Genomic DNA, 20,360 nt, shown 5'->3' with positions numbered 1-20,360 from the left:
ATAGTTACCGTAAAATGAATGCATTAAACAGGACGTTTGTCACCATCGGTTGAGGCTGGCCAGCAAGTGAGGCGTTAACCGCGTCTTTTACTTTTAATGCCAACGTTTCTTTCGCCTTATCGCCGACTAATTCAGCCGCTGTTTGTTGAGAAAAAAGCACTAACAAATTACTGCGAACTTCAGGAAGATGTTTTTCCAGCATGGCTTTCGTTGCGGTATCTTTAATTTTCAACGTAAGACCAATATACAGAATGCGATCATTTTCCTGGGCATCAGGTTTCAGACTGACGGTAAAGGTATCCAGATCTAAATAAACCGGCTCTGCTTGCTCAACGGCTGCGGCAGGAGTTTCACCCTCTTTCCCATTAGCAACTTGCGTTTTAAGTTTATTAATTTCCATATAGGCATAAGCGCCACCAGCGCACATCCCAATAAGAATTAACAACATGAGTAAAAGCAACAGCGGGCTTTTTTTCCCACTCTGGGCGGCTTGTTTCTTCTTCGGCATTTGATGAATAACTCTGTAATTAAAAATAAATCAGGAATCATACTTAAGACAGATAACCTGCTGGATGCCGTTATTTTAATACAGCACCCATGCAGGACAATTCCCTGATAAACTGAAATTACTGTCAGCACCTTGCCATTTAGCGCATTCGCCTTACGCGAACGTATTGATTCCGCGCGAGTAATGCATGATGCGCGAACGTGCCGGACGCTCTTCTTCCAGCGAAATAGCCCCGTCACCTTGTTCTGGATCAGATTTTCCTTGCCCGGCGGTATTACCCGATGTCGTATCCCCCGCTGAAGAGGAAGTTTCTGCGCCCACGCTACTCTGTCCAAGCGAAATACCGGACTCTTCCAGCATAGTGCGCAGGTTCGGTATCGCCGATTCCAGCGCCGAGCGCACCTGATGGCTCTCGGACACGAAATGGACCTGGGCCTGATCGTTATTCACGCGCAGGCTGATTTGTAACGCGCCCAACTCCTCCGGGTGGAGACGCAACTCCGCATGATGAACACCATTACGGGTGAACACCGCAATCTGCTGCCCCAGCGATTGTTGCCACGCAGGCGTGCCAACTTCAGCCTGTAAGGTGCCGGTCGCCATCGCGGGCGAAGTTAATGCTGGCGTGGTTGACGGTGCCGTAACGGGTGCCGCCTGAGAAATCGCACTCAGTTGCGGTAGCGGTTCACCGGTTTTCACCGCATGCAGTGCCGTTGCGAAACTCTCGCTCGCCGGTGCTGCCTGGGTCTGCCCATTGCCCGCAAGCTGCGCGGTGTCCGTTGCTGGCAAAGGTGAGTCGCTGCCCTCGACGGCTTTATCCGCAAGCGGTGTGGCCGTGTGCAGCGCCGCCGTTATCCCCTGCCCTTTCCCGGTCGCGGGTGCGCGCTCGGTTGCGGCTGTCACTGGCGTCTGCACTTTCTCACCGAGCACGGCGGAGAACGTCACCTGCGCTAACGGGTCTGTGGGCTGAACATCGGTCGCCACGGCGGCCGGCGTCAGTGCATTTGCCGGTGTTGCAGCCAGTGCAGGCTCAATCGCGTTTTGCGGTAACGCCGCCAGATCCGCCAGGGCCGGTTGCGCGATCTGTTCGCCCTGGGCCAGCAGCGCATCCGCGGTAGTTACCTCCGCAGGCAACGCGATGGTCTTCGCCACTTGCGCCAGCGGATCGATAGCCAGTGTCGCAGACGGAGTTGGGCGGGCATCGTCTGACGGCTCCTCTTTTTTGTCCGCAGGTTTTTTATTCCCTTCCTGCGCAGGCGCTTTTTTGTCGGTTTTTGCGGGTTGTTCTGCCGCCAGCTGTTTTTTCAGTGCGGAAGAAAACTCGCCCTCTTCCTGCACGCTTGAGGTGGATGCCGTCTGGCGTCCGCTATCGCTTGCCGGAGCAGGGTTTGAAGGTCTGATAATCATCTTATATGTTCCTTTGGCTGGCGCGACGGGCAAACTCATCCATCAGCTTTTGTTCCAGCCGGTTCTCTTTTAACAATTGCTGGGCTTCAGCACGGTTTTTCAGCGCTTCAAAAGCATTCAGCCGCTGCTTATCTTTTTTCCAGGCGTCCTGCACGTTATCCACGGCGAACTGGCTGGCGGAAACCCGCCTGACCTGTTGCTCAACCACCCCATCCAGAGAGGTTAAAAATCGCTGCTGTGTCTGTAGCGCCATGATCGACACGCGACTTTGCGTCAGCGTGGTTTGCATCTGCTGGCGGTATTCCTGCGAGTACGTGCGCAACTGCTCCAGGCGGGAAGTCTCCTGGACATGCGCCTGGCGTGCGCTACCGAGTTGTACCGTCGTGTCGTTGAGCTTTTTTTCCGCCAGCTCACGCAGTACATCCATGGGGTTATGGCTGGCCATTACGCACCGTCCGCATTAGTTCGCCCCGGCATCCGGAAACAGCGCAGAAAGCTCCGCGCAGGAGGTCGGATAATCACAGGATTCATGAATCCCCTGGTGGAGATATCGCTCCATGTTGGGGTAAAGGCTAATGGCCTGATCCAGCAACGGATCGCTGCCTGCCGCATACGCGCCCACGCTCACCAGATCGCGGTTGCGCTGATAAGACGAGAGCATCTGTTTAAAGCGCTGCACTTTTTTGTAGTGCACCGGTTCGATAAGTTCGGTCATCGCGCGGCTTATCGAGGCTTCGATATCAATCGCCGGGTAGTGGCCCGATTCCGCCAGCCTGCGCGAGAGCACAATATGGCCATCGAGGATCGCACGCGCCGAGTCGGCAATCGGATCCTGCTGGTCATCCCCCTCCGTCAACACGGTATAAAACGCGGTGATCGAACCGCCGCCTTTGGTGCCGTTACCGGCACGTTCCACCAGCGCGGGCAATTTCGCGAAAACTGATGGCGGATAGCCTTTGGTCGCGGGCGGTTCACCGATGGCGAGCGCAATTTCGCGCTGCGCCATCGCATAACGGGTTAACGAGTCCATGATCAGCAGCACATCAAGGCCGCGATCGCGAAAATCTTCGGCGATACGCGTGCAGTAAACCGCGCCCTGCATACGCAGAATCGGCGACACATCCGCAGGCGCGGCGATGACGACGGAACGTTTAAGCCCCTCTTTACCAAGAATATTCTCAATAAAGTCCTTCACCTCACGGCCACGTTCGCCAATTAAGCCGACGACGATGACATCCGCTTTGGTAAAGCGCGCCATCATCCCCAGCAGTACACTTTTGCCGACGCCGGAACCGGCAAACAGCCCCATACGCTGGCCGCGCCCCACGGTTAACAAACCGTTGATCGCACGCACGCCAACATCGAGCACGTTTTTAATCGGATCGCGCTGCAGCGGGTTAAACGGCGCGGTAAACAGCGGCCCGCGATCGGTCGCCCCCGGCGGCGGCAGGCCATCCAGCGGCCGCGCGCTGGCATCCAGCACGCGGCCCAGTAATTCCGGCCCCAGCGGCAGCGATTTGCCTTTGGTGTTATTACCAAAGGCATACACTCTGGCGCCAGGCAGTACGCCTTCGACGTTTTCCAGCGGCATCAAATAGAGGGTTTCGGCATTGAACCCCACCACTTCACTTTCAACGCGCTGAATGCCCGTTTCGGTCTCGCGTTCGACAATGCAAAGCGTGCCGATCGGCAACTTCAGACCGACCGCTTCCATTACCAGGCCCGTCGCGCGCGTCAGCCGACCGTAGCGGCGAAACAGCGGCAGTTCCGCCATTTTGTGCTCGCGCTGATCAATGCCATCAAGCCACTTTTTCAGCCGGGCGGTCATAACGCGAAGTCCTCGCGACTCAGGTTACACAGCTCGTTCCAGCGGGTTTCCGTGGTCGCGTCCAGCTCGCCGCCGTCGGTGGTGATACGGCAACCGCCTGGCAACATCTGCGCATCGGTACGCAATTCCCAGCCGCGGGTTTCCAGCACCGAGCCCAGCATCTCCTGCACAGCGGCTGACTCCTCGGCGCTGACCCACAGCTGCACATTGCCTTGTTGCAGCGTATCGTCTTGCAGCAGTTGCTGAATGCGCGTCATCAGCCAGGCGTTGGTCGAGGTCGATACCACGCTTTCGCCCAACAAGCTGCGCGCCGCCATCAGGGCGACCTGCACCAGCCGCGCAGGCATCACGCTGTCGAGGCTGTCGAGCGTTATCTTGACGTTATCAACCAGTTGAGCGAACGCATCCGTCTGCTTCTGCTGTTGCTGCCGGTAGTCCGCCGCGCCCTGCGCAGCGCCCTCTTCCCGGCCTTGTGCAAAGCCCTCTTCGTAACCCTGTTTTTTTCCGGCTTCCAGCCCCTGCGCCTGCCCCTGGGCAAAGCCTTTTTGCTCGGCCTGTTTGCGCAGACGCGACAACTCGACCTGCATCGCGGCTTCTGTCGCCGGATCGCTTGCCGGTACCGCCTCGCGCAGTTCGCTCTCCTGGCCGAAGGCGTCCTGAAGTAAATTCTCCGGCTGCCAGGACTTCCACTGCTGCTTAGACGTAGACATCGTCGCCTCCACCCAACACGATTTCGCCGGTTTCCGCCAGACGACGGACAATCAACAGGATCGCTTTCTGCTCGTTTTCGACTTGCGACATACGAACCGGGCCACGGGAATTCAGATCGTCACGCATAATATCGGCCTGACGTTTGGACATATTGCGGAAGAACTTATCGCGCAGTGCGTCGTCCACGCCTTTGAGTGCCACCAGCAGCGATTCGTTATCCACTTCCTGCAAAATACGCTGGATGCTGCGATCTTCCATTTCGACAAGGTTTTCGAACAGGAACATCTCGTCGATGATCTTCTGCGCCAGCTCCTGGTCGTATTCGCGCACTGCTTCGATAGCCGCGTCTTCCTGGTGGGATTTCATCATGTTAAGGATCTCCGCCGCAGGACGTACACCGCCCATCTTGTTGCGCTTGATGTTCTGACCGTGCAGCAAGTTGTTCAGCACTTCGGTCAGCTCCTGCAACGCCACTGGCTGCACGCCGCCGAAGGTGGCGATACGCAGCATGATGTCGTTACGTTCGCGTTCATCGAATTTCGCAAGCAGATCGGCTGCCTGGCTGCGTTTCAGATGCACAAGAATGGTGGCGATAATCTGCGGATGCTCATCGCGGATGAGGTCAAAGACCATCTGCGGTTCCATAAAGTTGAGCGTCTCAATACCGTTGCGCTCATCGTTGGCATCCAGCAGATCTTCCAGCAGCGCATTCGCGCGCTCTTCACCCAACGCTTTCACCAGCGCACTGCGCAGGTATTCGTTGGTATTCACATCCAGCACGGCAAACTCACCTGCATCACGGCGGAACTCTTTCATCACCGCGCCCAGCTGATCGTGGGTATAACTGCCGATATGAACCATGGCACTACTGATTAACGTCACTTCATGGGTATTCAAATGTTTAAACACTTCGGCTGCACGCTCGTCACCGAGCGTCAGCATGACTATGGCGCTTCTCTGGGCGGCGTTCATGACGACTTCTGCTCCTTATTCAACCATTGACGAAGAACCAGCGCGATAACCTGCGGTTCCTGATCGGCCATTTCACGCAGCTGCTGCGCACCTTGTTCCGCCTCAACGCGCAGCTGTGCTTTCGCCATTTCCGCGCTCTGGCGCTTACGAATTTGCTCATCCAGCTCGGCCTGGCGCGCCTCTTTTTCCATTTCCATGCGCTGCAACAGCATCTCCTGGTGGCGCGTCCAGAACGGTTGCACCGCTTTACGCCACAGGATCCAGGCGATCAGCACCACAAACAGGTAACGCGCGCCGGACATCATCAGTTTGATGACTTCTGGCTGTTTCCACAGCGGAACCGGCGGTTCGCCATCTTCCACGCTGAACGGGGTGTTCACGACATTCAGCGTATCGCCGCGTTTGTCGGAGTAGCCCATCACTTCTTTCACCAGCGCGTTGATCTGGTCGAGCTTATCTTTACTCAGCGCAACGGCTTTCCCATCCGCGCCGGGAACAAAGTTCACCACCACCGCAACAGAGAGGCGTTCCACCGTGCCGGTGCTGCGCTTGATGTGGGTAAGCGTTTTATCCACTTCATAGTTGGTGGTTTCATCGCTCTGCTTGTTGTACGGCGTCGCCGGTGCAGCGGGTGCCGCCGTTGCGTTCACATTCGCGTTGGCGTTGGTCGCACCTTGCCCATTGGCTTGCTGTGCTGGCGGTTGCTCAATCGGCGCAGAAACCGGTGCAGGCGGCTGGTTGCTTAACGCACCAGGGACGCCACCTACCGCATTCTTACCGCCCTGCTCGGCATTGCTGCTCTGACGGCTGCGGATCGCCATATCTTCCGGACGGCTGTTAGGCTGGTACTGCTCGGCAGTTTGTTCGTGCTGCGTGAAGTCAACCTGCGCGGTCACCTGCGTTCTGACGTTTTGCGCGCCGACAATCGGTGCCAGGATGGCCTGAATGCGATTCTGGTATTCGGCTTCAATTTTGCGCGTGTATTTCAGCTGCGTGGTCTGCGTCGCCTGCTCGCCGCTCTGCGTCATCAGGTGTCCGCTTTGATCGACAATCGTCACGCGATCGGCGCTCAGACCCGGCACGGCGCTGGAGATCATGTACGAGATAGCGCTTACCTGCCCGGCATCCAGCGTTCGGCCATTGATCAACGTCAGCGTCACCGACGCGGAAGGTTTCTTCTGATCGTGCAGAAACAGGGACGGCTTCGGCATCGCCAGATGCACCCGCGCCGCGCTGACCGGACCAAGCGTTTCGATGGTGCGCGAAAGCTCACCCTCCAGCGCGCGCTGGAAGTTCACTTGTTCGTTAAACTGGCTGATGCCAAATTTTTCCTGATCAAGCAGTTCAAAGCCTACTGCGCCACCTTTCGGCAGCCCCTGCTGGGCCAGCTTGAGACGCACTTCATACACCTGCTCAGCGGGTATCTGAATAGAACCGTCATGCTCCGCAAAGCGGTACGGTATCTGCATCTGTTTCAGTTGCGTGACGATCGCGCCGCCATCCTGCTCGCTAATATTGCTGTACAGGACACGATAGTCTGGCTCTTTAGCCCAGAACAGCAGCGCAATGACAATTGAAATAGCAGCTGCGGCGGCAATGAAAAATATCATCCGGGGGTTAAGCCGAATATTATCAAGCAGTGCCTTAATATCGACAATGCCTTTCTTGTTACTGTCTTGGGTCGTGGCAGTCATGCCAATATCCTGTAAAAGTGATCGCCGCAATAAAAATTAAAAAGCATTACGGCTCGCCTCATTTGGTATGAAATAAGTAAATGCAAAATTATTTCCCAGGGGAATTCCTGGTGAGTATTATCTACAAAACAGGCCGTTTTCTAAGTGGTAAAAAGGTGAAATTTGTGTCAGCTATTCAGGTTATGTCGTTTTTCGCGCCACATGATAAGCTTACGGCCAATTACTACTAAGGTTGTTTTCTATGTCTATGAATGCAATAGGCGGGGTACTGGATCAGATTCAGTCCCAGGCCAGAAAAGTCTCAGATGCGTCAGCGCTGAACCCCTTTATTTCTGATCGTAATGTCGAGAATAAGTCACAATTCTCTGATATTTTATTTAACAGTATTAACAATATTAGCCAAATGCAGACCACAGCCAAAACCCAGTCACAGGCTTATCTCGCCGGCGTCGAAGGTATTGGCTTAAACGATGTGATGGTGTCAATGCAAAAATCATCACTGGCATTAAACCTTGGTATTCAGGTACGCAACAAATTAGTAAGTGCGTATCAAGATATTATGAATATGCCGGTATAACGCTAAGTCTTATCTTAATGCCGATTACCCCGGAAGTATGGTTGCTATTTTTCACACCCGAATCATCCTGGATATGTCTTATTAAGATTTAACAGCACACACGCATTTGTCGGGTGATGAGTGGCTCATCATTTGCGAATACGTGTGTGCGCAATAAACCAGTGAATTACCGTCAATATTATTATTGGTTGTCAGAAAAATATGCGTTCCATTACTCCGCACACTCAACCCGCACCCATTGTGCTGACCGAGAGTGAATTAGAAAAAATCAGCAAATTGATATACCAACGCGCCGGTATTGTGCTCACCGCGCAAAAACGCGACATGGTTTATAACCGACTCACCCGTCGTCTAAGAGAGCTGAATTTAAAAAGTTTTGAGGATTACACCGATCGACTGGTGGCCAATCCAGGCTGTGACGAGTGGCAGGTATTTATCAATGCCCTGACCACTAACCTGACCTCCTTTTTCCGCGAGGCGTATCACTTCCCGACGCTGGCCCGGCATGCCCAGTCCAGAAACGGGATGTACAACGTCTGGTGCGCAGCCGCCTCAACCGGCGAAGAGCCGTGGTCAATCGCCATGACGCTGGAAGAGACGCTGGGGCGCAGCATTACCGGCCCGCGCGTGCTGGCCACCGATATTGATACCGATGTGCTGGAGAAAGCAAGCCTTGGGGTTTACCGGTTAAGTGACATCGACAACCTGACCGAACAGCAAAAACGCACCTGGTTTTTGCGCGGGACGGGCGAGCATCAAAACAGAGTGAAAATCAAAAGCGAACTGCGCAGCACGGTCCAGTTTCGCCAGCTCAATCTGATTGATGCGCAGTGGGATATTCCCGCGCCTTTCGATGCCATTTTTTGCCGTAACGTGATGATTTATTTCGATCAGAACACCCAGGAGAAGCTGCTGCAGCGCTTCGCGAAAATGCTGAAACCCGGCGGGCTGCTCTTTGTTGGCCACTCGGAGCATTTTCAAAATTTAACCAGCCCATTTCGTCTGCTCGGGCAGTCTGTCTACCGCCTTGGAGATCAAAAGCCATGAGAAAAATCAAGGTGTTATGCGTTGACGACTCGTCACTGATCCGCAAGATCATGACGCATATCGTTAATGAGCAGCCGGATATGGAGATGGTCGCCACGGCGCTGGACCCGATTGTCGCACGCGATCTGATTAAGCAACACAACCCGGATGTGCTGACGCTGGACGTGGAAATGCCGCGGATGGACGGGCTGGAGTTTCTGGAAAGGCTGATGCGCCTGCGCCCAATGCCGGTAGTGATGCTGTCATCGCTCACCGGCAAAGGCTCCGATATTACGCTCAGCGCACTGGAACTTGGGGCGGTGGATTTTATCACCAAGCCGCAAATGGGCTTACAGGATGGCATGGCGCAATACAGCGACATGATCGCCGACAAAATTCGCATGGCGGCCAAAGCGCGCATTCATCGCAGCGAAACAAAAGTGGCACCGCCTCGCGTGATTAAAGCCCCGCTGGTGGGCAGCGAAAAGATTATTGCCATTGGCTCCTCCACCGGAGGAACCGAGGCACTGCGTCAGCTGCTGGAACCGATGCCGCCGACCAGCCCGGCCATTGTCATTGCGCAACATATGCCGCCTGGCTTTACCCGTTCGTTTGCCAACCGGCTGGATCATCTGTGCCAGATGTCGGTGAAAGAGGCGGAACACGGCGAACGTGTGCTTCCTGGTCACGTCTATATCGCGCCGGGTGCTTTCCATATGGAGCTGACACGCAGCGGGGCGAACTATCACATCGCGCTGAATGATGATTTACCGATCAACCGCCATCGTCCCTCTGTCGATTCGCTGTTTCACTCTGTGGCGCAAAGCGCCGGGAAAAACGCTATCGGCGTGATTTTGACGGGGATGGGCAGCGACGGCGCCGCCGGACTGCTGGCGATGCGCCAGGCGGGCGCGTGGACCATTGCGCAAAGCGAACGCACATGCGTGGTGTTCGGTATGCCGCGTGAAGCGATTGCCCACAATGCCGCCTGCGAAACCGTCGATCTTGAGCAAATTGGTCAGCACATTCTTCAGCGTTCTGCCGGTCAGGCGCGCAGGATTTAATTTTTTATTTCATTCCCCTTTATTCAGGAAAAAACAATGGCAGACAAAAATTTACGTTTTCTCGTTGTCGACGACTTCGCCACAATGCGCCGAATTGTGCGCAATTTGTTGAAAGACCTTGGTTTTAACCGTGTTGAAGAAGCCGAAGATGGCCTGGATGCGCTGAACAAGCTGCGTGCGGACGCCTTTGATTTCGTCATCAGCGACTGGAACATGCCGAACATGGACGGCTTGCAGTTGCTGACAGAAATCCGCGCCGACGCCAATTTGAGCAAAATGCCCGTGCTGATGGTCACCGCCGAAGCCAAGAAAGAGAACATCATCGCGGCCGCGCAGGCAGGTGCCAGCGGTTATGTGGTGAAACCTTTCACCGCCGCAACGCTGGAAGAAAAGCTGAACAAAATCTTTGAAAAAATCGGGTGGTAACCGATGAGCGGCTTAGAGAATTCGCAGCCAGAAGATGATTTCAAAAGCATCTTCTCCCGCGTCGGGCAACTGACGCGCTTGCTGCGCGACAGCCTGGTCGACTTAGGTCTGGACCGCACCATTATTGAAGCGGCAGATGCTATCCCCGATACGCGAGACCGCCTGAACTATGTCATCGCGAAAACGGCCCAGGCGGCTGAACGCGTACTGACCTGCGTGGAAGAAGCTCGCCCGCAGCAGGAGGCGATCACGGCGCAAGCGGAAGCGTTAACCGCCCGCTGGGATGAGTGGTTCGCCGATCCGGTGGAATTACCGATCGCCAAAGCGCTGGTGACCGACACACGTCAGTTCCTCCAGCAGGCGCCTGCCATTGCTCGTCAGACCAACGACCAGCTGATGGAAATCATGATGGCACAGGATTTTCAGGATCTTACCGGCCAGGTGATCCGCCGCATGATGTCGCTTATCGAACTGGTCGAGAAAGAGCTGATTCAGGTGCTGCTGGCTTACGTGCCGGAATCACTCCAGCAGGAGAAAGAGGCGGAAGCGGAAGCAAAAACCGCTGCCATGCTGGTCAATGGCCCACAAATTGACAACAGCAAAGCGGGTGTCATGGCGTCGCAAGATCAGGTCGACGACCTGCTCGACAGCCTGGGTTTCTAACGGAGCGCGGTTCGCCGCGCCGCTGAGCAAATCATGTCAGAAGAGAGTGATGTAGAAAAAACAGAAGAACCCACACCCCAGCGAAAACAGAAAGCGCGTGAAGAGGGGCAGATCCCCCGCTCGAAAGAGCTGAGTTCGCTGCTGATGTTGCTGGCCGGGTGGGGGTTTCTGCTCTCTGGCGGTTCACAGTTTGCCCGGCAACTGCTGGAGCTGCTGCGAACCGGTCTGGTGCTCAACCGTTTGTCGGTAATGGATGAACAGTCCATGTTCCACCAGACCCGCTACTTGCTGGAGATGATGAGCAGCGCGCTGCTGCCCATTTTGCTGGGTTTGTTTGTCACCGGGATCGCATCGCCGATGTTGCTGGGCGGCGTCAACCTGAGCGGCAAATCGCTGAAGCTCGATCTGAAGCGGATCTCGCCGCTTTCGGGGTTCAAACGCCTGTTTTCCGCCCAGGTGTTATCGGAAATGCTCAAAGGGTGCCTGAAGGTTGTGCTGGTCGCGTGCGCCTTCGCGCTCTATATCTACAAAAACAAAGCGCATTTCATTCAGTTAGTTAACGAAGCACTGCCGATGGCTATCGCGCATGCCATGAGCATGACGCTGGATTGCCTGATGATGGTGATTTTTTTCCTGTTACCGGTGGTGGGTTATGACGTGTTTTATCAGATAACCAGCCACCTGAAAAAGCTGCGGATGAGCCGTCAGGAGATCCGCGACGAATTTAAACAGAGCGAAGGCGACCCGCACATTAAGAGCCGCATTAAACAGATGCAGCGTGCGGCAGCGCAAAACCGAATGATGAGCGATATCCCGCAAGCGGATGTCATCGTCAACAACCCGACGCACTACTCTGTCGCCCTCTCTTATAAAGAAGGCGGGATGAGCGCGCCAGTCGTTCTGGCCAAAGGCGCCGGAGAGATTGCCTTAAAAATTCGTGAGCTGGGCGCGCAACACCGCATCCCGATGCTCGAAGCACCACCGCTGGCCCGTGCGCTTTATCGCCATTGTGAGATTGGCGAACAGATCCCGGGCGAGCTTTATAGCGCCGTCGCAGAAGTATTGGCCTGGGTTTATGGCCTGCGTCGGTGGCGCAACAACGGCGGCGTTCCGCCGAAGCAGCCCAGGGATCTCGCGGTTCCTGAGTCGATGGATTTTGTACATGAGAGTTCAAACTGATGGCTAATATCGCCAGCAAATTACGCTTACCGGCGTTTAAAGATACACAGTGGCAAATCATGGCAGGCCCGGTGCTGATCATGCTGATTCTGGCAATGATGGTACTGCCGCTGCCGGCATTTCTGCTGGATACCCTGTTCACCTTTAATATCGTGCTCTCCCTGATGATATTGATGGTGGCGATGTTTACGCAGAAAACCCTCGAGTTTTCCGCGTTTCCGACGGTGTTGCTGTTTTCAACCCTGCTGCGCCTCGCGCTGAACATTGCCTCCACGCGTATCATTCTGATGGAAGGCCACACCGGCGCCGCCGCAGCGGGCCGGGTGGTGGAAGCCTTCGGCCACTTCCTGGTCGGCGGCAACTTTGCCATCGGTATTGTGGTGTTCGCGATTCTTATCATCATCAACTTTATGGTTATCACCAAAGGTGCCGGACGTATCGCCGAAGTGGGCGCGCGTTTTGTGCTGGACGGGATGCCGGGTAAGCAGATGGCGATTGATGCCGATCTTAACGCCGGGCTGATTGGTGAAGCGGAGGCCAAACGCCGCCGTAGCGAAGTGACCCAGGAATCTGATTTTTACGGTTCAATGGACGGTGCCAGTAAATTCGTGCGCGGCGATGCCATCGCCGGGCTGCTGATCATGGCGATTAACGTGGTCGGCGGTCTGATTATCGGCGTGATGCAGCACGGTTTAAGCGTGGCGGAAGCAGGCGAAACTTATACCCTGCTGACCATCGGTGACGGTCTTGTCGCGCAGATCCCGGCACTGATCATCTCCACCGCCGCCGGTGTGATTGTGACCCGCGTTTCCAACGATGAAGACATCGGGGAACAGATGGTTGGCCAGTTGTTTAACAACCCGCGCGTCATGTTGCTTTCCGGCGCGGTGATTGGTCTGCTGGGGCTGATCCCCGGTATGCCAAATCTGGTATTCCTGATGTTCACCGCCATTCTGCTGGGGCTCGCCTGGTGGCTACGCGGTCGCGAAATGAATAACCCGAATCGCCGCAGCGCCGTCAACGAAGATAAAGACAGCGCCAGCGCGCTGGCCGCCAACGATCAGGCCACGGCGGAAGCCTCGTGGGAAGACGTTGAAATGGAAGATGTACTGGGTCTGGAAGTGGGCTATCGCCTGATCCCGCTGGTTGACAGCGACCAGGATGGGCAACTGCTGGTGCGCGTGCGCGGTATCCGTAAGAAATTTGCGCAGGAGATGGGCTTTTTGCCGCCAGCGATCCATATCCGCGACAACCTCGATCTGGCGCCTGGCGACTACCGCATTCTGCTTAAAGGCGTGGAAATCGGCAGTGGCACCATGGAGCCGGAACGCTGGATGGCCATCAACCCTGGCTATGCCGAGGGTGAACTGCCCGGCACACCGTGTGTCGATCCGGCGTTTGGCCTGCCCGCCTGCTGGATTGATGAAGTGTTGCGTGAACAGGCGCAGATTCAGGGCTTTACCGTGGTTGACCCCAGTTCGGTTATCGCCACGCACCTGAACCATTTGATCACCCTGCATACGGATGAATTGTTCAGCCGTCAGGAGACGCAGCAGTTGCTCGACCGCATCACCAAAGAGATGCCGAAGCTGGTGGAAGATTTAATTCCGGGGGTGATTTCCGTGACGCTGTTCCACAAAGTGTTGCAGAACCTGCTCTCTGAACGCGTGTCGATCCGCGATATGCGTACCATCATCGATACGCTTGCGGAATATGCGCCAGTGCAAAACGATCCGGATGAGCTGACCTCGCAGGTGCGTATTCGCCTGGGCCGCGCGATCACCGCCCAGTGGTTCCGTAACGACGATGACATCAAAGTGATTGGCCTGGATACCTCGCTGGAAAAACTGCTGATCCAGTCCCTGCAAAGCGGTAGCGCGATTGAGCCAGGCATTGCCGAAAACCTGATGCGTCAGGCTGACCGCGCGATTACCGAACAGCAGTCGCTCGGCGTGTCGCCAGTGTTGTTGGTCAACCCGGCGCTGCGCACCATGGTGTCGCGTTTCCTGCGTCGCGCGTTCCCGCAACTGGCGGTTTTATCGACGCTGGAAATCAGCAACAACAAGACCGTGCAAATGACAGCGGTTATTGGCACCCATTAATCACATCCCTGGTATGACTTTTCTGGCGCTGCAGGTCTCCCCTGCAGCGTCCGCACATACGATAGCGGCAACTGGCACACATCAATGAAATCACTGGTATTACTTCTTCTGGCGCTGCAGGCATCCCCTGCGGCGTTTGCACAAACGACGGGGGCCTGGAGCGCCTCTTCCGCTGGCGGCAGCGTCACCACCGGTAAACAGGTGCTGCGTGGACGCCCGCTTTTCTCCCCGGAATCCCTTTCCCCTTCGGCGCAAGCTGTGCGTATTTCATGGCGCATTACGCTGCTCTCCCCTCCTCCGCCGGGGCTGGTGATTAAGCTTTGTCGTATCGATAAATGCATTCCGTTGCCGGCGCTTTCCGGCCAGCGTCGCATTGATGTTCCGCTGGCGGCGAACGGCGAATTCCGCTTTATCTATTCCGTCAACAGCCTCGGCCAGTTACAGCCGGCGCTCAACGTTGTGCGTAATCAATTAACGGTAAATTATCGCTAAGCAGAAAAAACGAAAGGCTATGCGGACAAATACTGTTCCGCTAGCCTTTTGGGGAAGTTTAATGCAGTGAAGGGGCTTGATGTTGGGAGTAAAGCTGGCTGCACCGGGCACCACGATGTATAGAGGATAAATTCTGTTTGAGGGTGTTAAGACGCGTCTGTAAATTACGCGTTATTTCCGCTTCATTCGCCAGTAATGCTTTTAACAGCACTTTCAATTCTTCTTTGACCATCATCGAAAGCGCATCGGTACTATGGTTGAAAATATCCTGCTTCTTGATGACATACTCCGCTGCGACTTCAACAAAATCATCCCAGCGTTCCTGTTTCGTCATCTCCAGCATCGCTAAGTTCATATCAAATAATTCACGGTAATACTGCAAAATACTCTCAGCCATAACGCACCCGTTTCTGTACCGGTTCAATCTCTTTCCATGTGGCGGCCAGTTTCATTAACAGGCTGTCGACATGTTTTAACGGCTCAGGTTCATTACGCAAATTCGCTTCTAATAAGGTGCGAGACATATATTCGTACATCTGATCGAGATCGGCGGCAATATGCTGGCCTTTTTCATGATCGAGCGCGGCGCGCAGTCCGTTGTCGATAATATTAATCGCTTTAGAAATCATTTTTCCGCGCTGGGCGACATTGCCTTTTTCAAAATAGATTGAGGCCTGCAAAATAGCGCTGTGGGCGCCATCAAACAGCATGGAAATTAATTGATGCGGTGTCGCGCCCGCTAATTTGCTTTGCAGCGAGACCTGCGCATAGGCGTGAGTGCCCTGAGATGCATACATATGCGGCTCCTGAAAGCAGGCCCGCGAAGGCCTGCTGATAACAAAAAATTAAAGAGTAGCAAGCAGCGAGCTTAACTGGCTGCTCATGTTGTTCATGTTCGACATCACGGTATCCAGGTTCTGGAACTCGACGCGATAACGTTCAACCTGCGCGTCAATCAGCTTCTGGGTTTTGTCGATCTGCGTTTGCGCTATTTTCGACTGGTTTTCCAGGCTCTCGGTGGCGGTGTCGATGATGCCGTCGGTTTTGGTTTTCGAATCCCCAAGGTACTCAGTGAGGATGGAACCCAGCGACGTCGCCAGCCCTTCATTCGCGCCACGACCGGAAAACATATTGGCGATTTGTTCCGGGTTATCGGCAATCGCTTCATCCAGCGTATCTTCGTTCAGCGTCATCTGGCCGGTCTGCGCATCAATGGAGATACCGAGATCCGCCAGCGAAGCGTAGGTGGCATCCGCATCGCCGTACACGCCGTTGACGGCGGAGCGAACTTCGCTCACCAGCCCGCGCAGGGTGGAATCGCCCATCAGTGCGCCGCTTTGCGAGCTTTGCGTGGCCACTTCTTCATCGCCAAGACCAGACGTATCGGCAGCAACGTACTTACTGGAAGATGACGTTTTATCCAGCAATGCGTTGTATTGCTTAACAAAATCTTGCAGGCTGGTTTTAATTGCCGAGGTGTCGTTGGTCAGGGTGAGTTGCTCAGATTCGCCGTTTTCCGACACTTTTTTCAGGTTCAGCGTCACGCCATCAATGATGTCATTGATGTTGTTGGTTGAACGCGTGTAGTCGGAACCGTCGACGCGCAATTTCGCGTCCTGCGCATCCGAAACGGCGATCATGTTGTCTGTCATACCCGGGTCGTTAACCAACTGCCCCTGGTCGTCAATATGCTGACCACCGTTTGAGGTATCCAGCACACCGGCAAGCGAAGCATCGCCATCAACTTTGACGCTCATCTGCCCGTCGGAACCGGTTTTTTTCGAGCTCAGCACCAGTTGATAACCATCATCGGTACGCTGCACCGTAGCAGTAACATCGCCCTTCTCTTTATTGATGGCTTTTGCAATCTGGTTCAGCGACGTTTCATCATCTTTCAGTTCGACTTCCATCGACTTGCCATCGTTCTGCGTGATGGTGATGGTACGCGTGCCGCCTGAAGTGCTGGTACCCAGCGCGGTATCGGCATCGGTTTGCGGCTGCGTTTTCAGTTTATGCGCGGCGGCTAACTGCGAAATCGTCACCGAATGGCTATCGGCTTGCGCGCCGGAACCCGCAACAGCGGAAAACGCTTCGTTAGCGCTGACGGTCATTTTGCTAAACGCGTCGCCGCCCATAGTGGTGACGCTTTTTTGCAGATTCGACAGCAGACTGGAAATCTGGCCCCAGGCCGAAATTTGCGAGTCATATTTCTTTTTCAGGTTGGTGTACGGCGTCAGGCGCGTTTGTTCGCCCGCTTTTAGCTGATCCAGCATCGACGCCGTATCAATCCCGCCAGTACCAACCCCTAATGATGATATTGCCATTTCTTCTCCTGTCGGAAATGTCTGTTTGCGGTAGTTCTCTATTAAGCTATCGGCGCGGGAAAATAAAAGATGAATTTTTTACCCTTACCGCACAATAAAGGAAAGCGGCACTTTGCACCGGCTATTTTCACTAATTACAGCTGATTGCAAAAGGGCAAACACCGTACATAAAGAAGCAAAAAGGCATTGCTGATAATTAGTCGCAAAAATGACAGCAATTTATCGCTTTGCGTTCAATGAAAACCCTTCCTTATATAGAAAGCACGCTCCATTAAAATTCGAAGAAAAAAATCATAAAAAGCTATTACGCAAAATACGTGCGGTTTTGTTGGCAATTTAAAACCTAACCCGCAAAGGCGCATAAAATATCAACGATATAGCGCTAAAAACCCATTAAAAATAAAAAAAACGGCCAGCAAATAAAAAAGTTTTTCGTGCAAAATATTTTAGTCATTTTTTAAAAGGCCGATTTATTAAGTATGCGAACGAAATGACGCATAACCATACTCTGTATAGTAAATTGTGTATAAGGAAACCCCATGTCCCAGGTTATTAATACTAACGCCCTCAGCCTCGTCGCCCAAAACAACCTGAATAAATCTCAGGGCTCTCTGGGTACTGCAATTGAGCGTCTGTCTTCTGGTCTGCGTATTAACAGCGCAAAAGACGATGCCGCAGGTCAGGCAATCTCTAACCGCTTCACCGCGAACATCAACGGCCTGAGCCAGGCTTCCCGTAACGCCAACGATGGTATCTCCATCGCGCAGACCACTGAAGGCGCGTTGAACGAAATCAACGACAACCTGCAGAACATCCGTCGTCTGTCTGTACAGGCGCAGAACGGCACCAACTCTGATTCTGACCGTCAGTCCATCCAGGACGAAATCGACGCGCGTCTGTCTGAAATCAACCGTATCTCTGAACAGACTGAATTCAACGGCGTGAAAGTACTGAGCGAAGACCAGAGCCTGTCTATCCAGGTGGGTTCTAACGATGGCCAGACTATCGATATCCAGCTGAACAAAATGGATTCCAGCACTCTGGGTATGGACGGCTTCACCGTTGCAAGCGGTGTTGACGTTAATTCTCTGACCGCTTCTACCACCGTTGACATCAGCGTAACCGTCGACAAAGGTCTGAGCAACGTTGTTGACTCCAAAACCACTCCGACTGTAAATGCTACCGGCGTTGTTGAAGGTTCCGACGGTAAAACTTATGTTTCTGGTGATGATGGTAAATACTACGAAGCAAAAGCGAACACCAACGGTGATGGTCTGACTTATGACACCACCACTGCAGCAAATACCACCGGTGTCACCATGAGCGCCAACAAAGCGGGTTCTTCCGTGACCGTTTCTCAGACTGCTACAACTACCGGTCTGCCGGGTGGTAGCGCTCTGATGACCGATGGTGAAGGTAACTTCTATGTTAAAGATTCTGCTGGTGGTCTGGCCAAAGCCGAAACAGACCTGCAGGGTAATATTACTGTCGGTAAAGCAGTTTCCACCGCTCAGGCAACGACCGATCCGCTGACCAAAATCGACGAAGCACTGTCTCAGGTTGATGAACTGCGTTCCGGTCTGGGTGCGGTACAGAACCGTTTCGCTTCTGTTATCAGCAACCTGAACAACACTGTTAACAACCTGTCTCAGTCTCGTTCTCGTATCCTGGATGCGGACTTCGCTTCTGAAGTTTCTGAAATGAGCCGTGCGAACATCCTGCAGTCTGCTGGTACCTCTGTACTTGCTCAGGCTAACCAGGTTCCGCAGAACGTCCTGTCTCTGCTGCGTTAATTTCTGGTGTTTCCGGCAGGCTCCGGCCTGCTTTTTACCCACCCGCCCATTCGCCTGGGCGGGTTTTTTATTGCCTGCGATTTAACACACCTTTCCAGCCGTAATTCACCGTTCTGCACTGCGTTAACACAAACGCGCTATCAGAACCTTCATCTATCTATTATTCCCGCGCTGGCTATCTTTTTTCTATTCCGTTTAAAGGAGAGCAGCGATGGCAGATTTAACCGCACCAGAAGGTTCATTCGCATGGGCGATGTTACAGCTTCAGGCCGGTAACCGGGTCAGCAGAAGCGTGTGGCAGGATGCGGGTATGTACCTCGTCAGAAATCCAGGCTTAACAGAACAGGTGGTGGTTGAAAATGACTGGCGTGCGGCGGCGGGTATTACGGTTGGCACACCATTTAACTATTTGCCCAATATCGAGTTATGCAATGCGCAACAGGATTTTGTTCCCTGGGTTGCGACGCACGAGGATATGGAAGCGACGGACTGGCAGGGTATTGCTGCGGTTGGTGAGCCTGGCAACGACTGGAAATTGATATTTGATATGGAGGTTATAAAAATCAACTCTACGGACACTGACGGTGAGGACTATGGCGCTAAAAGTTATGCAACTATAATTCAGTCACCTGATTTATTAAACGCTATCTGGGGTTTCGGAACCTCATATCATCCTGAGTACATTTCTCCATCGTGCCTTTTTACCGCAATGTTTTTCACAGGTAGTCCTGAAAACGATGAACAATTGCTTGCCGAACTTAGTGTTGCGGGCATACAAGTCAGAACCGATGATGTCGTTTTTGATATGTCTCACGACTTCCAGGCTTATATTTTTGCCCATTCGATGGGAGATTATGTTCGCTTTAGATTTAATGACTTCAATTCAAGCAAAGATGTCTACAAAGTACACCAGTACCTGAAAAGCCAGGTTGGTAGAACCATTCGGGTTTATGTCAACTGGTGATCACGTTGAGAAAAGGCAAAAAAGTTTATCGCAGGTTAGCGTGAACAAAAAAAAGCCTTTCCGTCAGGAAAGGCCTGTAAGGTACAGCGCGTATAAAAAGTAAAACAAAATTAGTTAAACGAGGTCTCGGTCACGCGTTCAATCAGCTCCATCTCTTCACTGTTCAGCAGCTTTTCAATATCCACCAGAATCAACATGCGCTCATCGAGCGAGCCAAGACCCAGCAAATATTGTGTCGAGAGCGTAACGGTATATTCCGGCGCAGGTTTGATCTGCTCGGCATTAAGCGCCAGCACATCGGAAACGCCGTCAACCACAATCCCGACCACCCGGCCGCTGTCGAGGCTCAGCACAATCACCACTGTGTTGTCGTCAAACTCAGCGGAAGCCAGTTCAAATTTCACACGCAGATCGACAATCGGCACGATCACACCGCGCAGGTTGGTCACACCAGCAATAAACGCAGGTGTGTTGGCAATGCGGGTGACGCGATCATAACCACGGATCTCTTGTACTTTTAAGATCTCAATGCCGTACTCTTCGGTGCCCAGGCGAAACACCAGGAACTCATTACCCGTGTTGTCACCGGTTAACTGCTTATTTGTGTTAGATAAATTCATTTCTTAACCT

The 20,360-nt window shown here is 53.6% G+C and carries 21 protein-coding genes; 10 read left to right on the top strand and 11 right to left on the bottom strand.

The genetic code is table 11. The features are described 5' to 3' along the window. Window positions 1-4 precede the first annotated feature (4 nt). From fliL to fliF, 7 genes are all read right to left on the bottom strand, one after another. Window positions 5-508 (bottom strand): flagellar basal body-associated protein FliL, encoded by a 504-nt coding sequence (gene fliL, locus BN2591_RS21380; protein WP_086873785.1) that lies wholly within the window; start codon window positions 506-508, stop codon window positions 5-7. 153 nt (window positions 509-661) lie between these two features. Beyond that, window positions 662-1,915, bottom strand: coding sequence for a flagellar hook-length control protein FliK (locus BN2591_RS24640; protein ID WP_208616153.1), 1,254 nt, complete (start codon window positions 1,913-1,915; stop codon window positions 662-664). Between the two features lies 1 nt (window position 1,916). Next, complete coding sequence (fliJ, locus tag BN2591_RS21370) at window positions 1,917-2,360, bottom strand: flagellar export protein FliJ (protein ID WP_086873784.1); 444 nt, start codon at window positions 2,358-2,360, stop codon at window positions 1,917-1,919. Between the two features lie 15 nt (window positions 2,361-2,375). Further along, window positions 2,376-3,743 carry a flagellar protein export ATPase FliI gene (gene fliI, locus BN2591_RS21365; RefSeq protein WP_086873783.1) on the bottom strand — a complete coding sequence of 456 codons (1,368 nt, stop codon included), beginning with the start codon at window positions 3,741-3,743 and terminating at the stop codon, window positions 2,376-2,378. Beyond that, window positions 3,740-4,453, bottom strand: coding sequence for a flagellar assembly protein FliH (locus BN2591_RS21360; protein ID WP_086873782.1), 714 nt, complete (start codon window positions 4,451-4,453; stop codon window positions 3,740-3,742). The genes fliI and BN2591_RS21360 overlap by 4 nt, the downstream gene beginning before the upstream one ends. Next, entirely contained in the window at window positions 4,440-5,426 is a 987-nt protein-coding gene (gene fliG, locus BN2591_RS21355) for a flagellar motor switch protein FliG (protein WP_086873781.1), read from the bottom strand. Before fliG ends, BN2591_RS21360 begins: the two co-directional genes overlap by 14 nt. Further along, window positions 5,423-7,120: a flagellar basal-body MS-ring/collar protein FliF gene (fliF, locus tag BN2591_RS21350; protein WP_086873780.1), complete on the bottom strand. Its 1,698-nt coding sequence runs from the start codon at window positions 7,118-7,120 to the stop codon at window positions 5,423-5,425. Before fliF ends, fliG begins: the two co-directional genes overlap by 4 nt. 241 nt (window positions 7,121-7,361) lie before the next feature. Here fliF and fliE point away from each other — a divergent pair, with 241 nt between their 5' ends. The 8 genes from fliE to BN2591_RS21310 all read left to right on the top strand — a co-directional run bounded on the left by fliE (window position 7,362) and on the right by BN2591_RS21310 (window position 14,649). Continuing rightward, a complete protein-coding gene (gene fliE, locus BN2591_RS21345; RefSeq protein WP_086873779.1) occupies window positions 7,362-7,697 on the top strand; it encodes a flagellar hook-basal body complex protein FliE in 336 nt (111 codons plus the stop codon). A 201-nt stretch (window positions 7,698-7,898) separates the two neighbouring features. Further along, window positions 7,899-8,744 (top strand): CheR family methyltransferase, encoded by an 846-nt coding sequence (locus BN2591_RS21340; protein ID WP_086873778.1) that lies wholly within the window; start codon window positions 7,899-7,901, stop codon window positions 8,742-8,744. Beyond that, window positions 8,741-9,787 carry a protein-glutamate methylesterase/protein-glutamine glutaminase gene (locus BN2591_RS21335; RefSeq protein ID WP_086873777.1) on the top strand — a complete coding sequence of 349 codons (1,047 nt, stop codon included), beginning with the start codon at window positions 8,741-8,743 and terminating at the stop codon, window positions 9,785-9,787. The genes BN2591_RS21340 and BN2591_RS21335 overlap by 4 nt, the downstream gene beginning before the upstream one ends. Window positions 9,788-9,823: 36 nt before the next feature. Next, on the top strand, window positions 9,824-10,213 hold the full coding sequence (gene cheY, locus BN2591_RS21330) for a chemotaxis response regulator CheY (protein WP_086873776.1): 390 nt from the start codon (window positions 9,824-9,826) through the stop codon (window positions 10,211-10,213). 3 nt (window positions 10,214-10,216) lie between these two features. Next, window positions 10,217-10,876 (top strand): protein phosphatase CheZ, encoded by a 660-nt coding sequence (gene cheZ, locus BN2591_RS21325; RefSeq protein ID WP_086873775.1) that lies wholly within the window; start codon window positions 10,217-10,219, stop codon window positions 10,874-10,876. Between the two features lie 33 nt (window positions 10,877-10,909). After that, a complete protein-coding gene (gene flhB, locus BN2591_RS21320) occupies window positions 10,910-12,055 on the top strand; it encodes a flagellar biosynthesis protein FlhB (RefSeq protein ID WP_086873774.1) in 1,146 nt (381 codons plus the stop codon). Next, window positions 12,055-14,157, top strand: coding sequence for a flagellar biosynthesis protein FlhA (gene flhA, locus BN2591_RS21315; RefSeq protein WP_086873773.1), 2,103 nt, complete (start codon window positions 12,055-12,057; stop codon window positions 14,155-14,157). The genes flhB and flhA overlap by 1 nt, the downstream gene beginning before the upstream one ends. A gap of 84 nt (window positions 14,158-14,241) precedes the next feature. Next, complete coding sequence (locus tag BN2591_RS21310; protein WP_244173043.1) at window positions 14,242-14,649, top strand: flagellar protein FlhE; 408 nt, start codon at window positions 14,242-14,244, stop codon at window positions 14,647-14,649. 58 nt (window positions 14,650-14,707) lie between these two features. Here the strand turns inward: BN2591_RS21310 and BN2591_RS21305 are convergent, their stop codons facing one another. The 3 genes from BN2591_RS21305 to fliD are packed head-to-tail and all read right to left on the bottom strand — an operon-like array spanning window position 14,708 to window position 16,973. Continuing rightward, window positions 14,708-15,046 carry a flagellar protein FliT gene (locus tag BN2591_RS21305; RefSeq protein WP_086873772.1) on the bottom strand — a complete coding sequence of 113 codons (339 nt, stop codon included), beginning with the start codon at window positions 15,044-15,046 and terminating at the stop codon, window positions 14,708-14,710. After that, window positions 15,039-15,446: a flagellar export chaperone FliS gene (fliS, locus tag BN2591_RS21300; protein WP_086873771.1), complete on the bottom strand. Its 408-nt coding sequence runs from the start codon at window positions 15,444-15,446 to the stop codon at window positions 15,039-15,041. Before fliS ends, BN2591_RS21305 begins: the two co-directional genes overlap by 8 nt. Before the next feature lie 48 nt (window positions 15,447-15,494). Then, window positions 15,495-16,973, bottom strand: coding sequence for a flagellar filament capping protein FliD (gene fliD, locus BN2591_RS21295; protein ID WP_086873770.1), 1,479 nt, complete (start codon window positions 16,971-16,973; stop codon window positions 15,495-15,497). A gap of 539 nt (window positions 16,974-17,512) precedes the next feature. On the opposite strand from fliD, the gene BN2591_RS21290 reads away from it, so the two are divergent. Both BN2591_RS21290 and BN2591_RS21285 read left to right on the top strand, forming a co-directional pair. After that, window positions 17,513-18,766: a FliC/FljB family flagellin gene (locus tag BN2591_RS21290; RefSeq protein ID WP_086873769.1), complete on the top strand. Its 1,254-nt coding sequence runs from the start codon at window positions 17,513-17,515 to the stop codon at window positions 18,764-18,766. 211 nt (window positions 18,767-18,977) lie between these two features. Then, window positions 18,978-19,730 (top strand): Thoeris anti-defense Tad2 family protein, encoded by a 753-nt coding sequence (locus BN2591_RS21285; RefSeq protein WP_086873768.1) that lies wholly within the window; start codon window positions 18,978-18,980, stop codon window positions 19,728-19,730. Between the two features lie 110 nt (window positions 19,731-19,840). Here the strand turns inward: BN2591_RS21285 and cheW are convergent, their stop codons facing one another. Further along, a complete protein-coding gene (gene cheW / locus BN2591_RS21280; protein WP_086873767.1) occupies window positions 19,841-20,350 on the bottom strand; it encodes a chemotaxis protein CheW in 510 nt (169 codons plus the stop codon). Between the last annotated feature and the right edge of the window lie 10 nt (window positions 20,351-20,360).

Source organism: Kosakonia pseudosacchari, assembly GCF_900184035.1.
In the GTDB taxonomy this organism is placed as follows: Bacteria; Pseudomonadota; Gammaproteobacteria; order Enterobacterales; family Enterobacteriaceae; genus Kosakonia; species Kosakonia pseudosacchari.
The sequence above is the reverse complement of the archived record's forward strand: the minus strand, read 5'-3'. Positions and strand labels throughout refer to the sequence as shown.